Genomic DNA, 20,455 nt, shown 5'->3' with positions numbered 1-20,455 from the left:
TGCCTTCAACTGGTCTGCGGTCGAGGCCGAGGGAGACGGGCATGATATGGCGATCGCGTGAGCCGCGCTATGACGTGGCCTCTGGGATAAGCCAGGGGGCACGGGACTATCAGGAAGACGCGATCACGGCGGATTTCCCTGTCGGGGCCGAGGCGGGCTTTGTGGTTCTGGCCGACGGGATGGGGGGTCATGCGGCGGGTGATGTCGCCAGCAAGATCGTTCTGACCGAGGTTTTCAGCGAGCTGAAGTTCCACTTTGCCGATGTTGCGGCGTTCGAGGCGAAGGCGCCCGAGATTCTGCGCAATGTGGCCGATCTTGCGAACGAGACCTTGCGCCAGCACACGCGGACCCACCCCGAGACCGAGGGGATGGGGGCGACGCTGGTCGTGCCCGCGCTGGTGGAGAACCGGCTTTACTGGATTTCGGTCGGCGATTCGCCGTTGTTCCTGTTCCGGTCGGGCAAGCTGAGCCAGCTGAACGAGGACCATTCGATGGCCCCCCAGATCGACTTCATGGTGAAGTCGGGGCTGATGGACCCTGAGATCGGGGCGAACCATCCGGACCGCAACTGCCTGATCTCGGTGCTGATGGGGACGCGGATCCCGAAGATCGACTGCCCGGGAAAACCGCTGGAGCTCCGCGCGGGCGACATCGTGGTCTGCTCTTCGGACGGGCTGCAGTTTCTCACGAACGCGCAGATCGAGAAGGTGCTGCAGCGGTATCGCAAGACCCGCTCGACCGAGATCGCGGAAAGGCTGCTGGACGAACTGGGCAAGCTTGGCGATCCCGACCAGGACAACATCAGCTTCACCGTGATCAAGGTGAACGACGCCTCGGTGCGGGATAAGACCAACGCGCCGCCAAGACGCTCGGCCGTCGTGCAAAGACCGAAGCGGCTTACAACCGTCGTCTCACCGGAACATCTGGTCATCCCGGTGCCAAAACCTGCGCCGCCGCCTGATGCCGTGGTCGCAAAACCACCAAGGAAGGTCGTAGAACAGGTGCCGGAAAGCAACCCCGACCAAGCGGTTGAGGATTTGTCGACAGTGCGGTTGCGGCCAAAGCGAGTCACCGTCATAAAGTAAGACATGGCAGATCCGGACGGAGAACTGACAGTCGCCCAGCGGCTTGGCCGCGCACTAGACCGGGGGCTCTTGCCTGCCGGCGGACCGGCGGAGGCTGCCGAACGTCTGATCGACCGGCTGGAGCGACCGGCCCGGATCGCCCTGCTTGGTTTGCCGGGGTCCGGGAAGTCGTCGATCCTGAACCTGCTGGTCGGGACGGTGGTCGTGCCGGAATCGCTGCGCCTGCCCACGATCATCGTGCAGCATGGTGCGGAAGCCCGGATGATCTGTACGCTGACCGATGGAACCACTCATGTCGTTCCGGGCAGCAACCTGGCGGATGCCCTGCCCTTTGCCCCGGCTCTTGTGACGCTGGAAATGGACCTGCCCGCGCTGAAGGTGATCAGCCTTCTTGAGGTTTCGGCGGGCCCGATGGAAGCCGAGCAGCGGCGGGCGGCGACCTGGGCCAGCAAGCGCGCCGACATCGTGATCTGGTGCACGACCTCGTACCTGCCGAAGGAACAGACGGTCTGGGAAAGCCTGCCGGACTCGGTGAAGGACAACAGCTTCATGTTCCTCACCAAGGTTGACCTTCTGGGCAGCCGGGAGTCGGCGGCGGCGATGCATGACCGGGTCGAGCTTCGGGCGGGGGAGGAGTTCCGGCAGATTCTGTCGATCTCGGCCCGTCAGGCGCGGGCGGCGATGCCAGCGGGTGGGCCGGTGAACCGCGAGATGTTCCGCGACAGTGGTGCGTCAGGGGTGATCACGGCGATCAAGACCCGCGTCCAGTCGGGCCGCCGGGCCGATATGGATACGGCGGAGCTGCTGCTGGCCCGCCATGTCGAAGCAAGCGAACTGGTGGCGCGCCGGTTTGCCGAGCCTGCGGAAGAGGCGGCGGCCCCGGCGGCATGGTCCCCTCCGCCAGAGCCGGAACCCGCGGCAACAGCGCCCGAGCCGGAGGCCCCGGCCGTTGAGCCGGAGCCTGTAGCTGAGCCGGAGCCCGAGGTTCCGGTTGAGGCCGAGCCGGAGGTTGCCGCAGAACCGGAACCCGAGCCCGAGCCGGAAGAAGAACCTGCACCGGTCGTTGCTGAGGTGGAGCCTGAAGCGGAGGCGGTCCCCGAGCCGGAGCCCGTTGAGGTGAAGGACGAACCGGCTCCGGTTGCCGAGGACCCCGGACCGGCGACGCGCAAGCGGTTTGCGGACCGCATCAAGCGTGTCGCGACATCGGGCGATGCTGCGGCCGCATCCTCGATGCCGTTGCGGTCGACCTGGAAATCGAAGGCGGACCTGGACGCGCCGCCCGAGCCGGAACCGGAGCCTGAACCTGAGCCCGTCAAGCGGCCGCGGCCAAGCACGCCCGCGCCGCTTGAAGACGATGTGGCACGAATGCTGGCAAGTGTGGCTGCGGCCCCGGACAAGAAGGCCCCCCCGCGCGAGCGGACGCCAAGAGCCGTGCCGCCGCCGCCAACCCCGCGTGCGACGACCGCAGATGCACCACAGACCACCCGCCCCGGGCTTTTCGGCGGACGCCGTCCGGCGGTGGATCAGCCCGAGCCTGAGCGCGCGTTGCCCGACCTGTCGGCCCTGCGCGCCCGGCCCGAGGACGAGGAGACGGGCGACGAGCTCTTCCCCGAAGGTCAGGAAGAGGACGAGATGGAGACGGAGATGGAAGTCTCCGAACCGACGCCCGAACCTGAAGTTGCGGTAGCGGAACCGGAAGTCGCGGAACCGGAACCTGAAGTCGCCACGCCTGAGCCTGAGCCTGAGCCTGAACCGGAACCCGAGATCGAAGCGCCCGTGGTCGAGGTGGAGGCCCGGAAACCCGTTGAGCGACCACGCCTGTTCGACAGGGCGCCGCGTTCCCGAGCCGTTGAACCGACACCGCGCCCGGCTGAGGAGGCCCGACCGCCAGCAGAGCCGCTGTCGCGCTCTCCGGCACCGCCACGAATGCCGGCGCCTGCTGTGGAGCGCGCGGCAGAGCCCGTTGCCTCGCGCCCCGAAGCGGACGAGTCGCAATTCAGCCCCCGCTCGATCATGCGCGAGCGTCGGGTCGAACCGGACGCGGCCACGCCACGGCGCGAACGGCCCCGCATTGCCGCGCGGGCGGTTGCCGCCCCCGCCGCACCGTCAGCGCCGGTCCAGGTTTCGTCGGCCGAGACGGCACTTCTGGACGAGGCGATCAGCGTCATCCTGACCCGTTCGACCGAGCTGCAGGGCGAGATCGATCCCGAAGCGAAGGTTCCGGTTGACCTGATTCTCGACCACTCGCGCGAGACGACAGAGCAGGTGATGACGATCATATCGGCCGCAAAGTCCGATGAGGTGCGCCGAATCAACGGTGACCTTGGTGAGGTGCTGGACCTCATCATGTTGATGCAATTGGAAAAAGGTCACGCCCCGGCGGACGACGCGCTGACATTGCTCTTGCAACTTAGGCGCGAATTGGAAACATTGCGCGCTGCGTGACGCTATTGTGAGCGTAGAATCGTCAAGAATGTGCCCAATTGGGACCACTTTCCAAACTTATGACACGATTGCGGGGGCTTGTGCCTTTTAGAGTGCGATCAAGGCTATTCCCGCCCGCAGGTATGAGGTGATCATGGGACTCGGTGCAGTTGCAGAAGACGATGACGAGCCTGCCGGTCTGCCCGTGCAGGAACCCGAAGTCGCGCTGAAGCGCAACTTTCCTGGGCTTGGTCGGATTGCCGATGCGATCAAGCAATTCGAGGATGTGCTGCGCGATTTCGTCACGATGGCGGATCCCGACACGTCCAAAAAAGTCACGCGCATCATGTCTCAGGTGCGCGAGGTCGAGCCTTCGGTCACGGTGATCGGCCAGATCAAGGCCGGTAAGACGTCGCTTCTGAACGCGATGATCGGCGCGCCGGGGCTGTTGCCGACGGACGTGAACCCGTGGACCTCGGTCGTTACGTCGCTGCATATCAACACGCCGAGCCCGGAGCTGAACGTCAAGGCGAAGTTCAAGTTCTTCGACAACGCCGAATGGGAAAAGCTTGTCTCGAACGGCGGGCGGATCGGCCAGCTGGCGGCGCGTGCCGGTGCGGATGAAGAGCTTGAAAAGCTGCGCCTGCAGGTCGTGCAGATGCGCGAAAAGGCGCAGGCCCGGCTTGGTCGCAAGTTCGAGATGCTGCTGGGCACCGAACACCGGTACGGTGCGGTCGACGATGCGCTGCTGCGCCGCTATGTCTGCGTCGGCGATGAGGAATCGGGCGGGGCCGAACAGGGCCGCTTTACCGACATCACCAAGTCGGCCGACCTTTACATCGAGCGCGAAGACTTCCCGGTCATGCTGTGCGTGCGCGACACGCCCGGCGTGAACGACACGTTCATGATGCGTGAGCAGATCACGATCAACGCCGTGCGCGACAGCCGGTCTTGTATCGTTGTCCTTTCGGCGCACCAGGCGCTGACCACGATGGACATGGCGCTGATCCGCCTGATCGCGCACCGCCAGTCGCGCGAGATCATCATCTTCGTCAACCGGATCGACGAACTTCCCGACCCGGCGAACCAGGTGCCCGAGATTCACCGCTCGATTCTTGAGACGCTGGAAAAGAACAACGCGCCGCCGGATATCGACATCATCTATGGCTCGGCGCATTGGGCGAATGCGGTTCTCGAAGGCAAGATGGACGAGATGGCCGAGGACAGCACGGATTCCGCCATCAACTGGACCCGCGCCGCCTTTGCCGACAAGATGGAAAGCTGGTCGGCCGAGCAGCTGGTGTGGCATGCCTCGGGCGTGCCGGCGCTTCTGGATGCGCTGGGTCAGCGGATGTACGAAGGCCCGGTCCGCGAGGCGCTGCAGAAATCCTCACGTCAGGCGCTGAACCTGGCGCAGAGCCTGGACGTGGTCGATCAGGTCCGCATCCTGGAATCGGACGGTCAGCTGAACCGGACGATGACGCCGCAGCAGCTGGACGCCGAGCTGCGCCGGACCGAACTGGCTGCGGTCGAAAAGCTGACGCATCTGACGAACAACGTCTGCAAGGACTTTACCAACCGGATCGACCAGAGCTACGAGCGCTTCCTTGACCGCGCGACGAACAGCCTGATCGAGCATCTGCAGGCCAATGGCGAAGATGCAACATGGCACTACAGCCCGCTGGGGCTGCGGATGCTGCTCAGCTCGAGCTATCAGGTCGTGCTGAAGAAGATGCACGCCATCGCAGCCGAGGTGAACAACGAGACCGCCGTCAAGATCGCCGAACTGTACGGCAAGACCTTCTCGATCACCGTCGAGGGCTTCAAGATCGAGACGCCGGTTGTGTCCTACATCCCGCCGCCCATCAACCTTGGGCAGACCATCGCGCTTGACCTTCAGGTCAGCTGGTGGAAGGGCTGGTGGCAGCGGCGCCGGGGCTACAAGGCCTTTGCACAGGATTTCAACAAGCTGATCCGGGCCGAAACCGACCCGATCATCAACGACCTGAAGACCATCCAGATCGGACTTTTCCGCGAGCGGACCCAGGCAACCCTGCGCGACTTCCTGCAGGAACAGCGCGAACTTCTGATGAGCGCTCTGGCAAGTTCGGAGATTTCGATGGAAGAGATGAAGGAGCTCTTCGGGGTGAACGCCTGGGAAGACCGGCAGGAGTGCCTGGCGTCCATCATGGACGAACTGGCCATCTATGCCGACTAGGTTGGACCAGGGGACGAAAGGACCTGACGAATGCCGCTGACCCGCAAGCCACGCATCGCCATCATGGGCGAATTCAGCTCGGGCAAGAGCACGCTTTGCAACGTGCTGATGGGGGCGAGGCCGCTTCTGGAGAAGGTTACGGCCACGCAGCTTCCGCCTGTCTGGCTGTCCTATGGACCGGATGACGCCTATACGATGGGCCTTGATGGCCACGCCTATGACCTTGACCTTGCCGAACTGGAGCAGGTCAGCCTTGAGACGACGGAGCATGTCCGCGTCTTCATGAAGAGCGACATCCTGCGCTATTGCGACCTGATCGACATGCCGGGGATTTCGGACCCCTCGATGTCGTCGGAAGTGTGGGAGCGGATGGCGCATCTGGCCGATGGCGTCCTGTGGTGCACCCACGCGACCCAGGCCTGGCGGCAGTCGGAATCCGGCGTGTGGTCGACATTCCCCGCCAAGTTGCGCGAGAACAGCCTGCTGCTGGTCACCCGGTTCGACAAGATCCTGAGCGACAGCGACAAGGCGAAAGTGCTGAAGCGTGTCACCGCCGAGACCGAAGAGCTGTTTGCCGGGATCTTCCCGGTGTCGCTGCTGCAGGCCATGCGGGCCGGGGACGACGAGGAAAAATGGGTGCAAAGCGGGGCGGATGCGTTCAGCACAGCCCTGTTCGATATCGTTCACCGCATCATCGACGACGGAAAGCCGGAAGCGGGCCAAGAGGACCAGCCGGCGATCACTCCCGATCCCGCGGACGAGACCGAGGTTGGCCAGAGCCTCATCGCCCGCACGTTTGAGCGGCTGACCGTGATCCGCAATACTCCGGTGTTCAAGGTCCTGCCGCGCCGCGTCGAACAGAAAGGCGAACGGCTGCTGCGGACCGAGCGGCCGACGGCCGAAACCGGCCCGACGCTTGTGACCTTCGCGGATCACATCGTGGGAACCGGCGATCCCGCACCCGTGAGCCGGGCCAAAAGCTCGTAACGCTGAAAAAAGGGCGCGATCTTGGGGGTGACTGAAAGCCTTGGTGCTTTGGCGAAGGCCTTTCCGCAGGCCAGCCTAGTCGCTTTTGCCGATCTTTCCTCGCGCATGATCCTGTCGAGCAGCGGCAGGAAGAGCGTGAACCAGGAGCATCTGGACAGGCTGTGCGACCAGGCGCGCGCAAGCTTTGACGATCCGCTGTTCTCGCTGTCGGTCGAGGCGTTTGGTGAACCGCATGGCGCGATGGTGATCGGAACGGACAGTGTGCGTGTCTTTCTGCGCTCGGAAGTCGAACCTGCCGACGCTTTGTGCTGCATTTGCGATCACAGCATTGACCTTGCCGCGTTTGTGACCAAAATCCGCGAAACGCTTGAAAGCATCACCCAGGGTGGGTGACAAGGATCGCGCAAACCGTTGAACAGGGGCATACTTCCCATCGTTGCACGTCTGCAAAGCCTGCAGACGGTCGCCCGGTTTGTACCGGGCGGGGCACGGGTGATTGCCAAGGCGCATGATCGCAACCAGCTGGCGCAACTCTTGCGCGCTGCGAATGAGACGGTGCTGGGCCGGTCGCTGCGCTTTGAATCCGCAAGCGGACCAAGCATAACGCTGGATGTCGCCGGGCGGCGGGTGTTGCGGCTTAGCGCGGCGGACGGTCTTCCGGGGGCAGACGCCTGCCTGGCCGCCGAGGCGCTGGAGGACGAGCACAAGGATGAGCTGATCAAGCTGATGCAGACCGTGGCGGCCCCCCGTCATGAGCTGCGCGTCACCTCTGGGCCGATCGGCCGGGGTGCCGAAGGGGTAAGCGTGGGCCTGCCGGTCGCGCTGCTGGCCGATCTTCTGCTGATCGAGCTGAACGAGGCCGACGTCGAAGAGCCCGAGCCTGTTGAGCCGAGCCCAGAGCCGGAAGCCGCCGAGGAAGAAGCCGGCGACGTTTCGGGCGACATGCTTGCCAGATTTGCCCGGAACCTTGGCCCGACGCTGATAGCCTGGCTGATCGCTGGCGGCGAAAACGACGGCAACACCAATGGCCCCGAGGAGATGGTGTCGCATCTGCAGAACTTCCTTGGCGATGAAACCGAGGCGCTGAACCGGCAGCTCGACGCCGTTGCAAACCTGCCCGGCGACCCGATCTGCGTGATCCTGGGCGTGACGCTGGTCGAGGATCACAGCATCGTCTGCGCCCGATCAGAGACGGCGATGCTGCTTGGCGTGATCGAGGGCGATGCGACAAAGGTCGTACTGCCGGCCTGGAACAAAGCCTTGCGCTGACGTCTAAAGCTTTATTTTTGAAACACTTTTCCTGGAAGCCACGCCGTGCCATTTGCTGTTGAGGGGGAGCTTTTGGCGAACTTTCCCTTGTAAGGGCCGACACAGGCCTGAAAGAGCAACCCTAGGTTATGGAGTTGTTCTACTGTGGCAGAAAATACCAGCACTTCCCCGGCCACCGGCGGAAGCACGACGCTTACTGGCACTGCCGGCGTTGACTCTCTTTCGGGAGGTGGCGGAGCGGACACCATCTACGGCGGCGATGGTGCCGACAATCTGTCAGGCGACGCGCCGCTGGCCGGACAGTGGCAATACAGGGTCTACGACCGCGACTTTCCGGCGAACCCCGACCAGACCCAGTTCATCTCTTCCGGTACGCTGGTTGGCACCGGCTATGTCGATGACTTTGGCGTCCGCGCCCTGCGCAACACGCTTGGTGGCGCGGCGGCAGGCAGCGACCGGAACGATTATGGCGTTATCTACAGCTCCACCATTTCGGTCCCGACGACCGGAACGTACACCTTCTCGACAACCTCGGATGACGGTTCACGGATCATCATCCGGGATGCGAACGGCAACATCGTCTACAATCTGAACAACGACTTCCACCAGGGAGCCACGACCCGGAGCTCATCGGTCACCCTCACGGCCGGACAGACCTATACGATCGAGGTCTACTATTGGGAAAACCAGGGCGGCGAAGCCCTGAGTGCAACCATCGCCGGGCCGGGCTTCGGCGCGACCGATCTGGCAACGTCGTCTCTGATCCAGGCGCCTCCGTTGGCACCCGGACATGTCGACGGCAACGACAGCATCCTTGGCGACGGGGGCAACGACACGATCGCGGGTGGCGGGGGCGATGACCGGCTTTATGGCGGCGCCGACGGCGACTCGATCCGTGGTGATGCGGGGCAGGACCAGATTTTTGGCGGCGACGGTGCGGACCGTTTGTACGGGGGTGCGGGGGCCGACGTCATCTTTGGCGGGGCCGCCAATGACACCATCGACGGGGGCAGCGAAAACGACACCCTTAATGGCGATGCGGGCGATGACAGCATCCTCGGCGATGCCGGGCAGGATCAGCTTTATGGCGGCGTTGGTGCCGATCGGCTTTACGGCGGCAGCGACTGGGACCTGATCTTTGGCGGCAATGACGGTGATCAGCTGTATGGCGACATCGGAAACGACACGCTTTACGGCGACGCAGGCAACGACCTGGTTTTCGGCGGCCCTGGGGCAGATCAGCTGTTCGGCGCCGCCGACCGTGACCGCATCACGTTCCTTGATGGCGATTTCTCGGTCGGCGATTCTGTCGACGGCGGGTCCACGGGGGACGACTACGACATCCTGGATCTCTCCGGTTATGGCTGGGCGCGCACAGACATCACGTACACCTCGCCGGACAGGGAAAGCGGTATCGTCGAGTTTTACGATGCTGCCGGCAACCTGCTGGGGCAGATGGCCTTTTCCGAGATCGAAGAGGTCATACCCTGCTTCACAGCCGGAACGCTGATCGATACGCCGCTAGGCCCGCGTCCGGTGGAGAGCATCCGGCCAGGCGATCTGGTCGACACGCTGGACGATGGGCCGCAGGTTGTCCGCTGGGTCGGGCATCGGTCTTTGGGTCTGGCCGAGCTCGTCGCGGACCCGAGCCTCTGGCCAGTGCAGCTGGAGCCCGGTTCCATTGGCCTCGGCCTTCCAAGCCGGACGCTGACCCTGTCGCCGCAGCACCGCGTGCTGCTGTCCGGAGCATTGTGCGAGCTTTACTTCGGCATTGCCGAAGTCCTGGCCCCCGCCGTGCATCTGGCGGACCGGCCGGGCGTTCGGCGCGCCCTGGAGCCCGTGACCTATGTGCATCTCATGTTCGACCGGCACCAGATCGTGCGGACCGAAGGCGTGTGGAGCGAGAGCTTCCAGCCGGGGCCGGCCGTGCTTGCCGGGATGCCGGATGCCCAGCAGGAAGAGCTTTTCCGCCTGTTCCCGGACCTCGCATCCGGCGCGGCCTATCCCGCCGCGCGGTCGACATTGAAGGCGTATGAAACCTATCTGCTCGCCGATGCCGGACTGTGACGGAACCGGGGCAATTCCTTAAAAGCCAATCGGTTAAGCGGCTGTAAAGGGTGAAGCTGCTATTCCTGTTCCTGGGTGTGAGACTTGGGTGATGGGACATGGCAGCGCATAGCAATGCCGCGCCAGTCATCATCAAGCGGAAGAAGGTAGTCAGTGGCGGGGGCCACCATGGCGGGGCCTGGAAAGTGGCCTATGCTGACTTCGTGACCGCCATGATGGCGTTCTTCCTCTTGATGTGGCTGTTGAACGCGACGACGGAAAAGCAACGGAAAGGGATATCGGACTACTTCAATCCGACGATCCCGGTGAACCGCATCTCGGGCGGCGGCGATGGTGCCTTTGGCGGCAACAGTGTCTTTTCCGAAGAGACGATGGCGCATACCGGAACCGGCGCGATGGACCGCAAGTCCGCCGCTTCGGCTGACGCGGCCGGAAAGGACGCCGGGCGCGGCGCGGCGGGCGAAGGCCAGGCGCAGTCTGAGCTTGAGGATGTCGAAAAGGCTTTGCTGGCCAGGGGCGGCGAAAGCAACACGATGGAGCGAATGCTGCGCCACGTGGTCACCAAGGTCACGGATGAGGGTCTGGTGATCGAGATTTTCGATCTTCCCGGGGCGCCGCTTTTTGTCGGGGATACTGACGAACCCACGTCTGTGGCCCTGGCGATCGGCGATCTGCTGGCCGAAGTGCTGAACCTTACCACGAACGAAATCGCGGTATCCGGCCATCTGCGGGCGCATCCGGTGACGCTGATCGACAACCCCGTTTGGGACATCTCGGCGCTGCGGGCGCAGGCGACGCGAGAAATGCTGGAAACGGCGGGACTGGACACCAAACGGATGCAGCGCATCTCGGGCTATGCCGACCGGAAGCCCGCCGTTTCGGACCCGGCGGCGGAACGCAACAACCGGATCGAGGTCATCCTGCTGCGGCGCGACCGATAATCCATCAGATTTTATCTGTTAGGCCCGCGTTAAGGGGCCATGGCGCAGGTTTGCCGAGACGGGAGTCGAAGCAGCAGAAAGGCGCTTTCAATGACCATTTCCTCCTCGCTTTCCGCGGGCGTGGCCGGGCTTAACGCCAACGCGACCCGGCTTGCCGCGATCTCCGACAATATCGCGAACTCGGGCACCTACGGCTACAAGCGCGCCTCGACCGACTTTACCAGCATGGTCATCACCTCGTCGCGCGGGGCTGGGACCTATTCGGCGGGCGGGGTTAGGGCCTCGACCGTGCGGTTGATCGACGAACGGGGCGATCTGGTAGGAACCGGCAACGCGCTTGACCTCGCCATCGCCGGGCGCGGCATGCTTCCGGTGATCAACGAGGTGTCGCTTGGCAACGCGCTGAGCGACACGCCCATGCTGATGACGCGGACCGGCAGTTTCCGGACCGACGCCGATGGCGTGATGAAGACGGACTCGGGGCTTGTGCTCCTCGGCTGGCCTGCCAACGCGGATGGGACGATCCCCTCGAACCCGCGCGACACGATCTCGGGCCTGGTGCCGATCGTGATCAACACCAACCAGACGGCGGGCGACCCGACGACCACGATGAACCTCGGCGTCAACCTGCCCGCAACCTACACCGTTGCCGGGTCTACCGCCGTGCCGCCGCCCCTGTCGGTGGAGTACTTCGGCAACCTCGGCACGTCGGAATCGCTGCAGGTGTCGTTTGTGCCGGTCGTCCCGGCCTCTGGCTCGTCGAACCAGTGGACGATGCAGATTCGCGACTCGGCGTCGGGCAACGCGCTGATCGGCGAGTACAGCCTGACGTTCGATGATACCCGTGGTGCAGGCGGGACACTCGCCTCGGTCACAGTGGTCTCTGGCGGGGCCTATAACCCGGCAGACGGGACGATCGCGCTGACAGTCGATGGCGGCCCGATGACTGTTGGGATCGGTCGTTTTGGTGACCCGAACGGGTTGACCCAGCTCTCTGACAGCTTTGCTCCGGTCTCGATCACCAAGAACGGCTCACCTGTCGGCAACCTGACCACGATCGAGGTCGACGAAAAGGGCTATGTGAACGCGACCTACGACACCGGCTTTACCCGGCGGCTCTACCAGATTCCCATGGTTGACGTGCCGAACCCGAACGGGCTTCTGTCGCTTTCGAACCAGACCTATCAGGTCTCGCCCGAGTCTGGTTCGTTTTTCCTCTGGGATGCGGGCAGCGGCCCCACAGGCTCGATCCAGGGCTATTCGCGGGAAGGTTCGAAAACAGACGTTGCGGCAGAGCTGACCAGCCTGATCCAGACCCAGCGCGCCTATTCGTCGAACGCCAAGGTCATCCAGACGGTGGACGAGATGCTCCAGGAAACCACCAATATCAAACGGTGATAGGGGATGAGCGTCACCTCCGCCCTGGCCGGTGCGCTGTCGGGCCTGTCGGCCACCTCGCGGCAGGCCGAGATCCTGTCGTCGAACGTGGCCAACGCCACCACCCCCGGCTACGCCCGGCGTCAGGCGGGCCTCGGCTCGACGGTTCTGGGAGGGACTGGCCAGGGCGTCCAAATCCTGGGCGTCACCCGGGACGTCGATCGCCACCTGATGGGAGAGCGGCGGCTTGCTGCGGCGGGTGGGGGCGACCGCGATGTCCGTGCCGAGTTCCTGAAGCGCGTCGAGCAGACACTTGGTACACCGGACAGCCCCGGCTCGCTGGCCGCGCGTCTGGCCGCCTTCGATCAGGCCCTGGTCGAAGCGGCGGGGCGGCCGGAGTCGCAGGCGCGGCTTGGTAATGTCGCCTCCACGGCCAAGTCTTTGGCGGAGGGTCTGAAGGCCGCGACGACCGATATCCAGCAGGCCCGCGCTACCGCCGACCGCCGGATTGGCGAGGAGGTGGGAAAGCTCAACTCCACCCTTGCGCAGCTGCAGGAATTGAATGTCGAACTGCGGTCGTTCACTGGGGCGGGCCGTGATGTGTCAGCCCTTCTGGATGAACGGCAACGGCTGATCGATCAGATTTCGGCCATCGTCCCGGTGCGCGAAATCCCCCGCGATTTGAACCAGATCGCCCTTTTCACCACTGGCGGCGCGCCCTTGCTGGATGGGTCTGCCTCGGTAATCGGCTTTTCGGCCACCCATACGATCACGCCCGAAATGACCCGGGCCCTTGGGGGGCTTTCGGGCATCACCATCAACGGTCGGCCCTATGACACGGCGGGGTCGGCCAGTCCGATCCTTGGTGGCACGCTTGGCGCGCTGTTTGCCTTGCGCGACGATCTGGCCGTCAACGCCCAAGGCAAGATCGACGCCGCCGCGCGCGATCTGGTGGAGCGGTTCTCGGCCGCCGGTCTTGATCCGACTCTTGCCCCGGGGGCGCCTGGCTTGTTCACCGATGCGGGCGGGGCCTTTCTGCCCGCAAACGAGGTTGGTCTGGCCGGTCGCCTCCGCCTGAATGCCGCCGCCGATCCGGCCCAGGGCGGCGCCCTTTTCCGCCTGCGCGATGGGCTGGGGAGTTTGACCGAAGGCCCGCCGGGGAATGGGGGCCTGCTCGGCGCCCTGCATGCCGCCCTCACCAACGCGCGGCCCCTCTCCTCGACCGGCTTTGCCGCGGGGTCGCGAAGCTTCGCGACTCTGACCGGCGACCTCGTTTCCGATGCGTCCGCTCAGCGCCTTTCGGCCCAGTCCGAGCAAAGCTTCGCTGCCGCAAAGCTGACAGCCCTGACCGATCTTGAGGCGCAGAACGGCATCGATACCGACCAGGAAATGCAGGAGCTTCTGGTGATCGAGAAGAACTATGCCGCGAATGCGAAGGTGATCCAGGCGGTGGCCGACATGATCGACACGCTGATCAGGCTTGGCGCATGACCCGGATTTCCGTCGGAGACGCAAGCCTCACGAACATCCTGGCCCGCCAGGGCGCCGATCTGCGCGGTCAGGTCCAGCGCGCCTCGCAAGAGGTGGCGACGGGCAAGCATGCCGATGTGGGCCAGGCGTTGCGCGGTGATTTCTCGCCGGTGCTCGCCATCGACGCGAGCCTTGCACGGCTTGCGGCCTACAAGTCTACGGCGACCGACGCTGCTTTCCAGACTCAGACCCAGCAGGCGGCGCTGTCCGGCCTGTCGGAGTTGGCTGCAGGGATCACCACCACCCTGATGGGGTCGCGCGACTTTCCGACGCCGGTCCAGGTGAACTCGGTTGCGGCGGATGCGCGCGGGCGGCTTGCCTCGGCGGTTGGTTTGCTGAACACGCAGGCCTCTGGTCGCGCGGTGTTTTCCGGTGTTGGGACGGACACGGTTCCGCTCGGGTCCGCCGATGATATGCTGGCCGCTTTGGAGCTTGTTGCGACGGGGGCAACGACTGCTGGTCAGGTGGCCGCAGCAGTCAACACGTGGTTTTCTGACCCCCTTGGGTACGGCGCGTTTTATCAGGGTGGCTCGTCCCTCTCCCCCACCCCGATTGCGCCGGGTGAGGCCGCCGATATCTCGACCACCGCGCTTGATCCAACGATCCGCGATACGCTGGCCGGTTTCGCCATGGCCGCGCTGATCGACCGGGGGGTCCTTGCGGGAAACCCGGAGGAGCGCGCCCGGCTGGCGGAGACGGCGGGGCAGACGCTGCACCGGACCGAGGACGCGCGGATCACGCTTGCGGCGCGGGTCGGCACGGTGGAAGCGCAGGTCGAGGCGGCAAGGACCCGCAACTCGGCCGAAGAAACCGCGCTTGGTATCCTGCGGTCGGACATCGGGTCCGTCGATCCTTATGAGGCGGCGACGCGGCTTGAGACCGCGCGGGCGCAGCTGGAATCGCTTTATCTCATCACGGCCCGCGTCTCGCGGCTGAGCCTTGTGGAGTATCTTCGATGATCCGTTTCCTTCTGGCGCTGGTCCTGACCACCAGCGCCGCCTTGGCCGAGCCGATCCGGATCAAGGATCTGGTCGAGTTCGACGGGGTCCGCGGCAACGACCTTGTGGGCTACGGCCTGGTGGTCGGCCTGAACGGCACAGGCGACGGTATCCGGAACGCGCCCTTCACCGAAGAGATCATGGCGAACCTTCTGGAGCGGCTGGGGGCCAATGTCACGGGCGAGGAGTTCCGGCCGAAGAACGTGGCCGCCGTCTTCGTGACTGCCGAGCTGCCGGCTTTCGCCCGGGCGGGGGGGCGGGTTGATGTGACGGTTTCGGCGATTGGCGACGCGAAAAGCCTGCTGGGCGGGACGCTGGTGATGACGCCGCTGAACGGGGCGGACGGGCAGATCTATGCGGTGGCCCAGGGCGCGATCATCGCGGGCGGTATCGTGGCCGAGGGCGATGCGGCGCGGGTGGTGCAGGGGGTGCCGACGGCGGGGGTCATCCCTTCGGGCGCGCGGGTGGAGCGGGAGGTGGAGTTCGACTTTGCAAGCCTGCCGGTCCTGCGGCTGGCGCTGAAGTCGGCGGATTTCACCACGGCCGAGCGGATCGAGCGGGCGGTGAATGCCGAGTTCGGCGGGCAGGTCGCGCTGATGCAGGACGCGGGGACGGTTGCGGTGGATATCGAGGCGACGGGGATGGGCTCGCCTGCCCATGTCCTGAGCCGGATCGAGGGTCTGCTGGTCGAGCCCGAGACGCGGGCGCGGGTGGTGGTGGACCAGCGGTCGGGCACGATTGTGATGGGGTCGGATGTGAGGATCAGCAGGGTGGCGGTGGCGCAGGGGAACCTTACGCTGCGGGTGGAGGAGAGCCCGATGGTCGTTCAGCCCAATCCTTTCTCCGAAGGTGAGACGGTCGTGGTGCCGAGAAGCAGTGCCGAGATCGGGACGGACGGGACGGGGCTGGCCGAGGTTCGGGGCGGGACCGATCTGGCCGAGGTGGTGGCGGGGCTGAACGCCCTGGGGGTTGCTCCGCATGATATGATCGACATCCTGAAAAGCATCAACGCTGCCGGGGCGCTGCATGCCGAGTTCCTTGTGAACTAAGGGGGCCGGCCCTGATGGCGGGCGTGTCCCACGGTGGGACGTCTTGTCAGGCCAAGCGATTTCAATGAGTTGCAAGCGCGTTCAGGATTCCTTAACTCCTGGCCGCCCTCTTGGCCCCGTTGACACACCGATGAGGCTTTCTGTCGCGGCGCATCCCTTTCGCAGTTTCGCGGGGCGTCTTCGGGCAATTGGAGCGCTTGGCAGAGGTCACCTGCGAGGAGTGTACGAAGTACATCGACGAGCGTTCCCGGCGCGACGGGCCAAACCAGCGACCTGACCAAAACAGCCCGCCGGTCTGCCGGTCATTGCCACGTCCGGAGGGCCGCAGTTGACCCTGCGGGACGCCGGGCGTAAGCGGGAACAGAACGACAGCAATGAGCAGCGAATTGGCAATCCACCTGCACAGAACCGACCTTCCCGACGGGCTGACCCTTGGCCCGGTGGTGGCAATCGACACCGAGACCATGGGGCTTGATCCGCGCCGTGACCGGCTTTGCGTCGTGCAGCTGTCCGACGGCCAGGGCGATGCGCATCTGGTGCAGATCGCCAAGGGCCAGACCCGCGCGCCGAATCTGGAGCGGCTGCTGGCCGACCCCAAGACCCTGAAGCTTTTCCACTACGGGCGCTTCGATATAGCGGTGATGAAGACCGCCTTCGGGGTGACGACAGGCCCGGTCTGGTGCACCAAGATCGCCTCGAAGCTGATCCGCACATTCACCGACCGGCATGGGCTGAAATACCTGTTGGCCGATCTGGTGGGCGTCGATGTCTCGAAACAGCAGCAGACCAGCGACTGGGGCGCGGAAGAGCTGACCGATGCGCAGAAGGAATATGCGGCGTCGGACGTTTTGTACCTGCACCAGCTCAAGATCGAGCTGGAGGCCCGGCTGATCCGCGAAGGGCGGATGGAGCTGGCCGAACGGCTCTTCGCCTTCCTGCCGACGCGGGCCGAGCTTGATCTTCTCGGCTGGGAAGATGCCAATGACATCTTCCTCCACTGATTTCCTGACCACCGGCAAACGGGTGATCCGCCGCGAGGCGGAGGCGCTGGAGGCACTGGCCGGGACGCTTGGGGAAAGCTTCGGGGCCGCGGTCGGCCTTCTGATGGCGGCAAAGGGCCGGGTGATCGTTTCCGGCATGGGGAAATCCGGCCATATCGCCCGCAAAATCGCCGCGACCTTTGCCAGCACCGGGACGCCCGCGCATTTCGTGCATCCGGCCGAGGCGAGCCATGGCGACCTTGGCATGGTGGCGGAAGGCGACGTGCTGATCGTGCTGTCGAACTCGGGCGAGACGACGGAACTGGCCGATATCCTGGCCCATGCCAAGCGCTTTGCCATTCCGCTGATCGCGATCGCGGGGCGTGAGGGGTCAACGCTGATGCGTCAGGCCGATGTGGGGCTTCTTCTACCGACGGTGCCCGAGGCCTGCGAGACCGGGATCGTGCCCACCACGTCGACCACGATGACGCTGGCTTTGGGCGACGCCTTGGCCATTGCCCTGATGGAGCATCGCGCCTTTACGCCCGAGCATTTCCGCATGTTCCACCCCGGCGGCAAGCTTGGGGCGCGGCTTCTGAAAGTGCGCGACCTGATGCACGACGACCCGCCGCTGGTGCCCGAGACGCTGGGCATGGGCGAGACTCTGGTGGAGATCAGCCGGCGGGGGTTTGGCGTCGTCGGGGTGACAGACGAAAGTGGTCGGCTGACCGGGATCATTACCGATGGCGACCTGCGGCGGCATCTCGACGGGCTTATGTCGCACACGGCAGGCGAGGTGATGACCCGCAATCCGCGCACCATCGCGCCGGATGCGCTGGCAGGCGAAGCGCTGGCGATGATGAGCGGCAAGATCACCTGCCTTCTGGTCATGGCCGAAGATGGGCAGCATGCCATCGGCATCCTGCATGTGCATGATTGCCTTCGCGCCGGTGTCGTATGACGATGGCACGGGCGGACACACATACGCGGGTGATCGGGTGGCTGAAGGTCGTACTTCCGCTTGCGGCGCTGGCGATCCTGTCGACGCTTTTTCTTGTGGCCGACCGGATCGACCCGGAGGACGCCCTGCCTTATGCCGAGGTCGATGTCGAAGCCCTGGCCCGCGAGCCCCGGATGACCGCGCCGTCTTACTCCGGAACCACGATGGATGGTGGAGCAGTGACGCTGACCGCCGACGAGGCGCGGCCAAAGGCCGAGGGCAGTCCGGCGACAGCGGCGAGCCTGCGGTTTGAACTGGCCACGCCGGACGGAGGCACGACCAAGCTGACTGCGGCCTCGGGGGTGATGGACGAGGGTACCAACCAGGTCGTGCTGTCCGGGGGGGTGACGGTTGTCACGTCTACGGGTTATCGTCTGGAGACGCCGGAAGTTGCCGCGCGGCTGGACCGGTCGGGCCTGGAAAGCCGCGGTCCGGTCACGGCAACCGGCCCGGTGGGCGACATCCGGGCGGACAGGATGGTACTAAGTCAGGACAACCAGACCCCGGGGTCTTATGTTCTGGTTTTCACTGGTGACGTCCGGCTGGTATACCTGCCAGGCGGCTGAGAGCTGCAGAGGTTAGACAGATGGCATTCACGCTTCGGAATTTGGGTCTGACGGTCGCGCTTGCGGCCGCGGCAAGCGCGGCACTGGCCCAGGAAGCGCAGATCGCCTTCGGTGAGCTTGATCAGGATACCACGCTGCCCGTCGAGGTCAGTTCGGAAACGTTGAGCGTGAACAACGCCGACGGGACTGCGCTTTTTTCCGGCGGAGTCGTGGTGACGCAGGGCGAGATGAAGCTCGCCGCCGCAGAAGTGCGGGTGAAGTACACTCCCGAAAAGAACGAGATTGAAGAACTGATTGCGTCGGGCGGGGTGGTTGTCACCAACCTTGGCGATGCGGCCGAAGCGAAAGAGGCGGTCTATACCATCGATTCCGGCCAGATCGTGATGACGGGCGATGTGCTTCTGACGCAGGGACCTTCGGTTATGGCGGGGCAGAAGCTGACGATCAACCTGAAAGACGGGACGGGTCTGATGGAAGGCCGTGTGACGACGACCTTTGTGCCGGGGGGCAACTGATGACCGCCCTTTCACAGAGCCGCGCAGGGCTGACGGTGACCGATGGGTCGGCGGGGTTGCAGATCCGGTCATTGCGGAAGAGCTACAAGAAACGCCCGGTGATCCGCGATGTCTCGATGCACCTGCACCGGGGCGAAGTGGTGGCGCTGCTTGGTCCGAACGGGTCGGGGAAGACGACGTGCTTTTACTCGATCGCCGGGCTGGTGATGCCGGAAGGCGGGCAGGTGCTGATCGACGGCAAGGATGTGACGGCGCTGCCGATGTACCGCCGGGCACGGCTTGGAATCGGGTACCTGCCGCAGGAGGTGTCGATCTTCCGGGGGCTTTCGGTCGAGGACAACATTCTGGCGGTGCTGGAGATCGTCCAGCCCGACCGGCACAAGCGGCGCGAGCGGCTGGAGGAGCTGCTGTCCGAGTTTTCGATCACCCATCTGCGGCGGACGCCCGCGCTGGCGCTGTCGGGCGGTGAGCGGCGGCGGGTGGAGATTGCGCGCTGTCTGGCGGCGGACCCGAAGTATCTGCTGCTGGACGAGCCCTTCGCGGGGGTGGATCCGATTGCGGTGGGGGAAATCCGGCATCTGGTGCATGACCTGAAGTCGCGGGGGATCGGGGTTCTGATCACCGACCACAACGTCCGCGAGACGCTGGAGATCGTGGATCGCGCCTATATCCTGCACGACGGCAAGGTGCTGATGTCGGGCACAACGGACGAAGTCGTGCGCGACGAAACCGTGCGGCGGGTCTATCTGGGCGAAAACTTCCGCATTGTCTGAGCGTAGCCGGGGCCGGGTCGAATCGACTCGGTTGACAAGCGGCTGCCCTCTGTCGCCAAATACTCGCAATGCGTGCATCACATGTCCTTCATCTGTCTGCTTTCGTAGCTGCGAACCGGTTCGGCAGGCCCACTGTGACGCAACGTTCCTTCCCTCTGTCTTCTAAGGCCCCCGACAGCCCGGAATGACCCGGTCCGCCGGGGAAGCATGCGAAAAGGAGAGATCATGCGCTATCAGATCAGTGGAAAGCAGATCGACGTCGGTGAGGCTCTTCAGACCCATGTGAAGGCGGAAATGGGCGAAGTGGTTGAGAAATACGCCCAGCGCCCGACAGAATGCGTGGTGGTTTTTTCAAGGGTTGCGCATGAATATGTCTGCGAGGCGGTGATTCACCTGTCCACCGGGCTGACTGCGCAGGCCAAGGGGCACGCGATTGAGGTCTATGCGGCGTTCGAAAGCTGCCGCGAAAAGATGGACAAACAGCTGCGGCGCTACAAGCGGCGGATCCGGAACCATCACAATCACCGTTCGGGGCCAGTTGAATTCGACGGTGCGGCCTCGTATATCCTCGCCGGAACCGAGGACGCCGAGGAAGCTGAACCCGAAACGCTCCAGCCTGTGGTCATCGCCGAGATGGAGACGAGGATACCCTCGATCACTGTCGGCGAGGCCGTGA

General features: G+C 64.5%; 18 protein-coding genes. All 18 read left to right on the top strand.

Annotation, left to right across the window (positions count from 1 at the left end):
* Nucleotides 1-41: 41 nt before the first annotated feature.
* The gene (locus tag ACRCSW_RS15225) at nt 42-1,085 is read left to right on the top strand and encodes a PP2C family protein-serine/threonine phosphatase (RefSeq protein WP_438706431.1); all 1,044 of its coding nucleotides are present in this window, start codon (nt 42-44) and stop codon (nt 1,083-1,085) included.
* A gap of 3 nt (nt 1,086-1,088) precedes the next feature.
* Nucleotides 1,089-3,530, top strand: coding sequence for a hypothetical protein (locus ACRCSW_RS15220; protein ID WP_438706429.1), 2,442 nt, complete (start codon nt 1,089-1,091; stop codon nt 3,528-3,530).
* Nucleotides 3,531-3,663: 133 nt separating this feature from the next.
* Complete coding sequence (locus tag ACRCSW_RS15215) at nt 3,664-5,727, top strand: dynamin family protein (protein WP_438706427.1); 2,064 nt, start codon at nt 3,664-3,666, stop codon at nt 5,725-5,727.
* Between the two features lie 30 nt (nt 5,728-5,757).
* Nucleotides 5,758-6,714, top strand: a complete 957-nt coding sequence (locus ACRCSW_RS15210; protein ID WP_438706426.1) for a dynamin family protein — start codon at nt 5,758-5,760, stop codon at nt 6,712-6,714.
* A 21-nt stretch (nt 6,715-6,735) separates the two neighbouring features.
* Entirely contained in the window at nt 6,736-7,107 is a 372-nt protein-coding gene (locus ACRCSW_RS15205) for a hypothetical protein (RefSeq protein WP_438706424.1), read from the top strand.
* 18 nt (nt 7,108-7,125) lie between these two features.
* Nucleotides 7,126-7,983, top strand: coding sequence for a hypothetical protein (locus ACRCSW_RS15200; RefSeq protein ID WP_438706422.1), 858 nt, complete (start codon nt 7,126-7,128; stop codon nt 7,981-7,983).
* A gap of 144 nt (nt 7,984-8,127) precedes the next feature.
* Nucleotides 8,128-10,050: a Hint domain-containing protein gene (locus ACRCSW_RS15195; RefSeq protein WP_438706420.1), complete on the top strand. Its 1,923-nt coding sequence runs from the start codon at nt 8,128-8,130 to the stop codon at nt 10,048-10,050.
* A gap of 98 nt (nt 10,051-10,148) precedes the next feature.
* The gene (locus ACRCSW_RS15190) at nt 10,149-10,991 is read left to right on the top strand and encodes a flagellar motor protein MotB (RefSeq protein WP_438706418.1); all 843 of its coding nucleotides are present in this window, start codon (nt 10,149-10,151) and stop codon (nt 10,989-10,991) included.
* A 90-nt stretch (nt 10,992-11,081) separates the two neighbouring features.
* Nucleotides 11,082-12,389 (top strand): flagellar hook protein FlgE, encoded by a 1,308-nt coding sequence (locus ACRCSW_RS15185; RefSeq protein ID WP_438706416.1) that lies wholly within the window; start codon nt 11,082-11,084, stop codon nt 12,387-12,389.
* A gap of 6 nt (nt 12,390-12,395) precedes the next feature.
* Nucleotides 12,396-13,859: a flagellar hook-associated protein FlgK gene (gene flgK / locus ACRCSW_RS15180; RefSeq protein ID WP_438706414.1), complete on the top strand. Its 1,464-nt coding sequence runs from the start codon at nt 12,396-12,398 to the stop codon at nt 13,857-13,859.
* The gene (locus ACRCSW_RS15175) at nt 13,856-14,857 is read left to right on the top strand and encodes a flagellin (RefSeq protein ID WP_438706412.1); all 1,002 of its coding nucleotides are present in this window, start codon (nt 13,856-13,858) and stop codon (nt 14,855-14,857) included. Before flgK ends, ACRCSW_RS15175 begins: the two co-directional genes overlap by 4 nt.
* Nucleotides 14,854-15,945: a flagellar basal body P-ring protein FlgI gene (locus tag ACRCSW_RS15170; protein ID WP_438706411.1), complete on the top strand. Its 1,092-nt coding sequence runs from the start codon at nt 14,854-14,856 to the stop codon at nt 15,943-15,945. The genes ACRCSW_RS15175 and ACRCSW_RS15170 overlap by 4 nt, the downstream gene beginning before the upstream one ends.
* Nucleotides 15,946-16,331: 386 nt before the next feature.
* Nucleotides 16,332-16,946: a ribonuclease D gene (locus tag ACRCSW_RS15165; RefSeq protein ID WP_438706433.1), complete on the top strand. Its 615-nt coding sequence runs from the start codon at nt 16,332-16,334 to the stop codon at nt 16,944-16,946.
* A complete protein-coding gene (locus ACRCSW_RS15160) occupies nt 16,927-17,886 on the top strand; it encodes a KpsF/GutQ family sugar-phosphate isomerase (protein WP_438706409.1) in 960 nt (319 codons plus the stop codon). Before ACRCSW_RS15165 ends, ACRCSW_RS15160 begins: the two co-directional genes overlap by 20 nt.
* Nucleotides 17,887-17,888: 2 nt before the next feature.
* Complete coding sequence (gene lptC / locus ACRCSW_RS15155) at nt 17,889-18,491, top strand: LPS export ABC transporter periplasmic protein LptC (protein WP_438706407.1); 603 nt, start codon at nt 17,889-17,891, stop codon at nt 18,489-18,491.
* A gap of 20 nt (nt 18,492-18,511) precedes the next feature.
* A complete protein-coding gene (locus ACRCSW_RS15150; protein ID WP_438706405.1) occupies nt 18,512-19,006 on the top strand; it encodes an LptA/OstA family protein in 495 nt (164 codons plus the stop codon).
* Complete coding sequence (gene lptB / locus ACRCSW_RS15145; protein WP_438706403.1) at nt 19,006-19,779, top strand: LPS export ABC transporter ATP-binding protein; 774 nt, start codon at nt 19,006-19,008, stop codon at nt 19,777-19,779. The genes ACRCSW_RS15150 and lptB overlap by 1 nt, the downstream gene beginning before the upstream one ends.
* Before the next feature lie 225 nt (nt 19,780-20,004).
* The coding region (hpf, locus tag ACRCSW_RS15140) for a ribosome hibernation-promoting factor, HPF/YfiA family (RefSeq protein WP_438706402.1) at nt 20,005-20,455 on the top strand (451 nt) is incomplete at its 3' end.

The organism is Tabrizicola sp. (genome assembly GCF_051645465.1).
GTDB lineage: Bacteria > Pseudomonadota > Alphaproteobacteria > Rhodobacterales > Rhodobacteraceae > Tabrizicola.
This window is presented reverse-complemented; position numbering and strand designations above follow the sequence as displayed.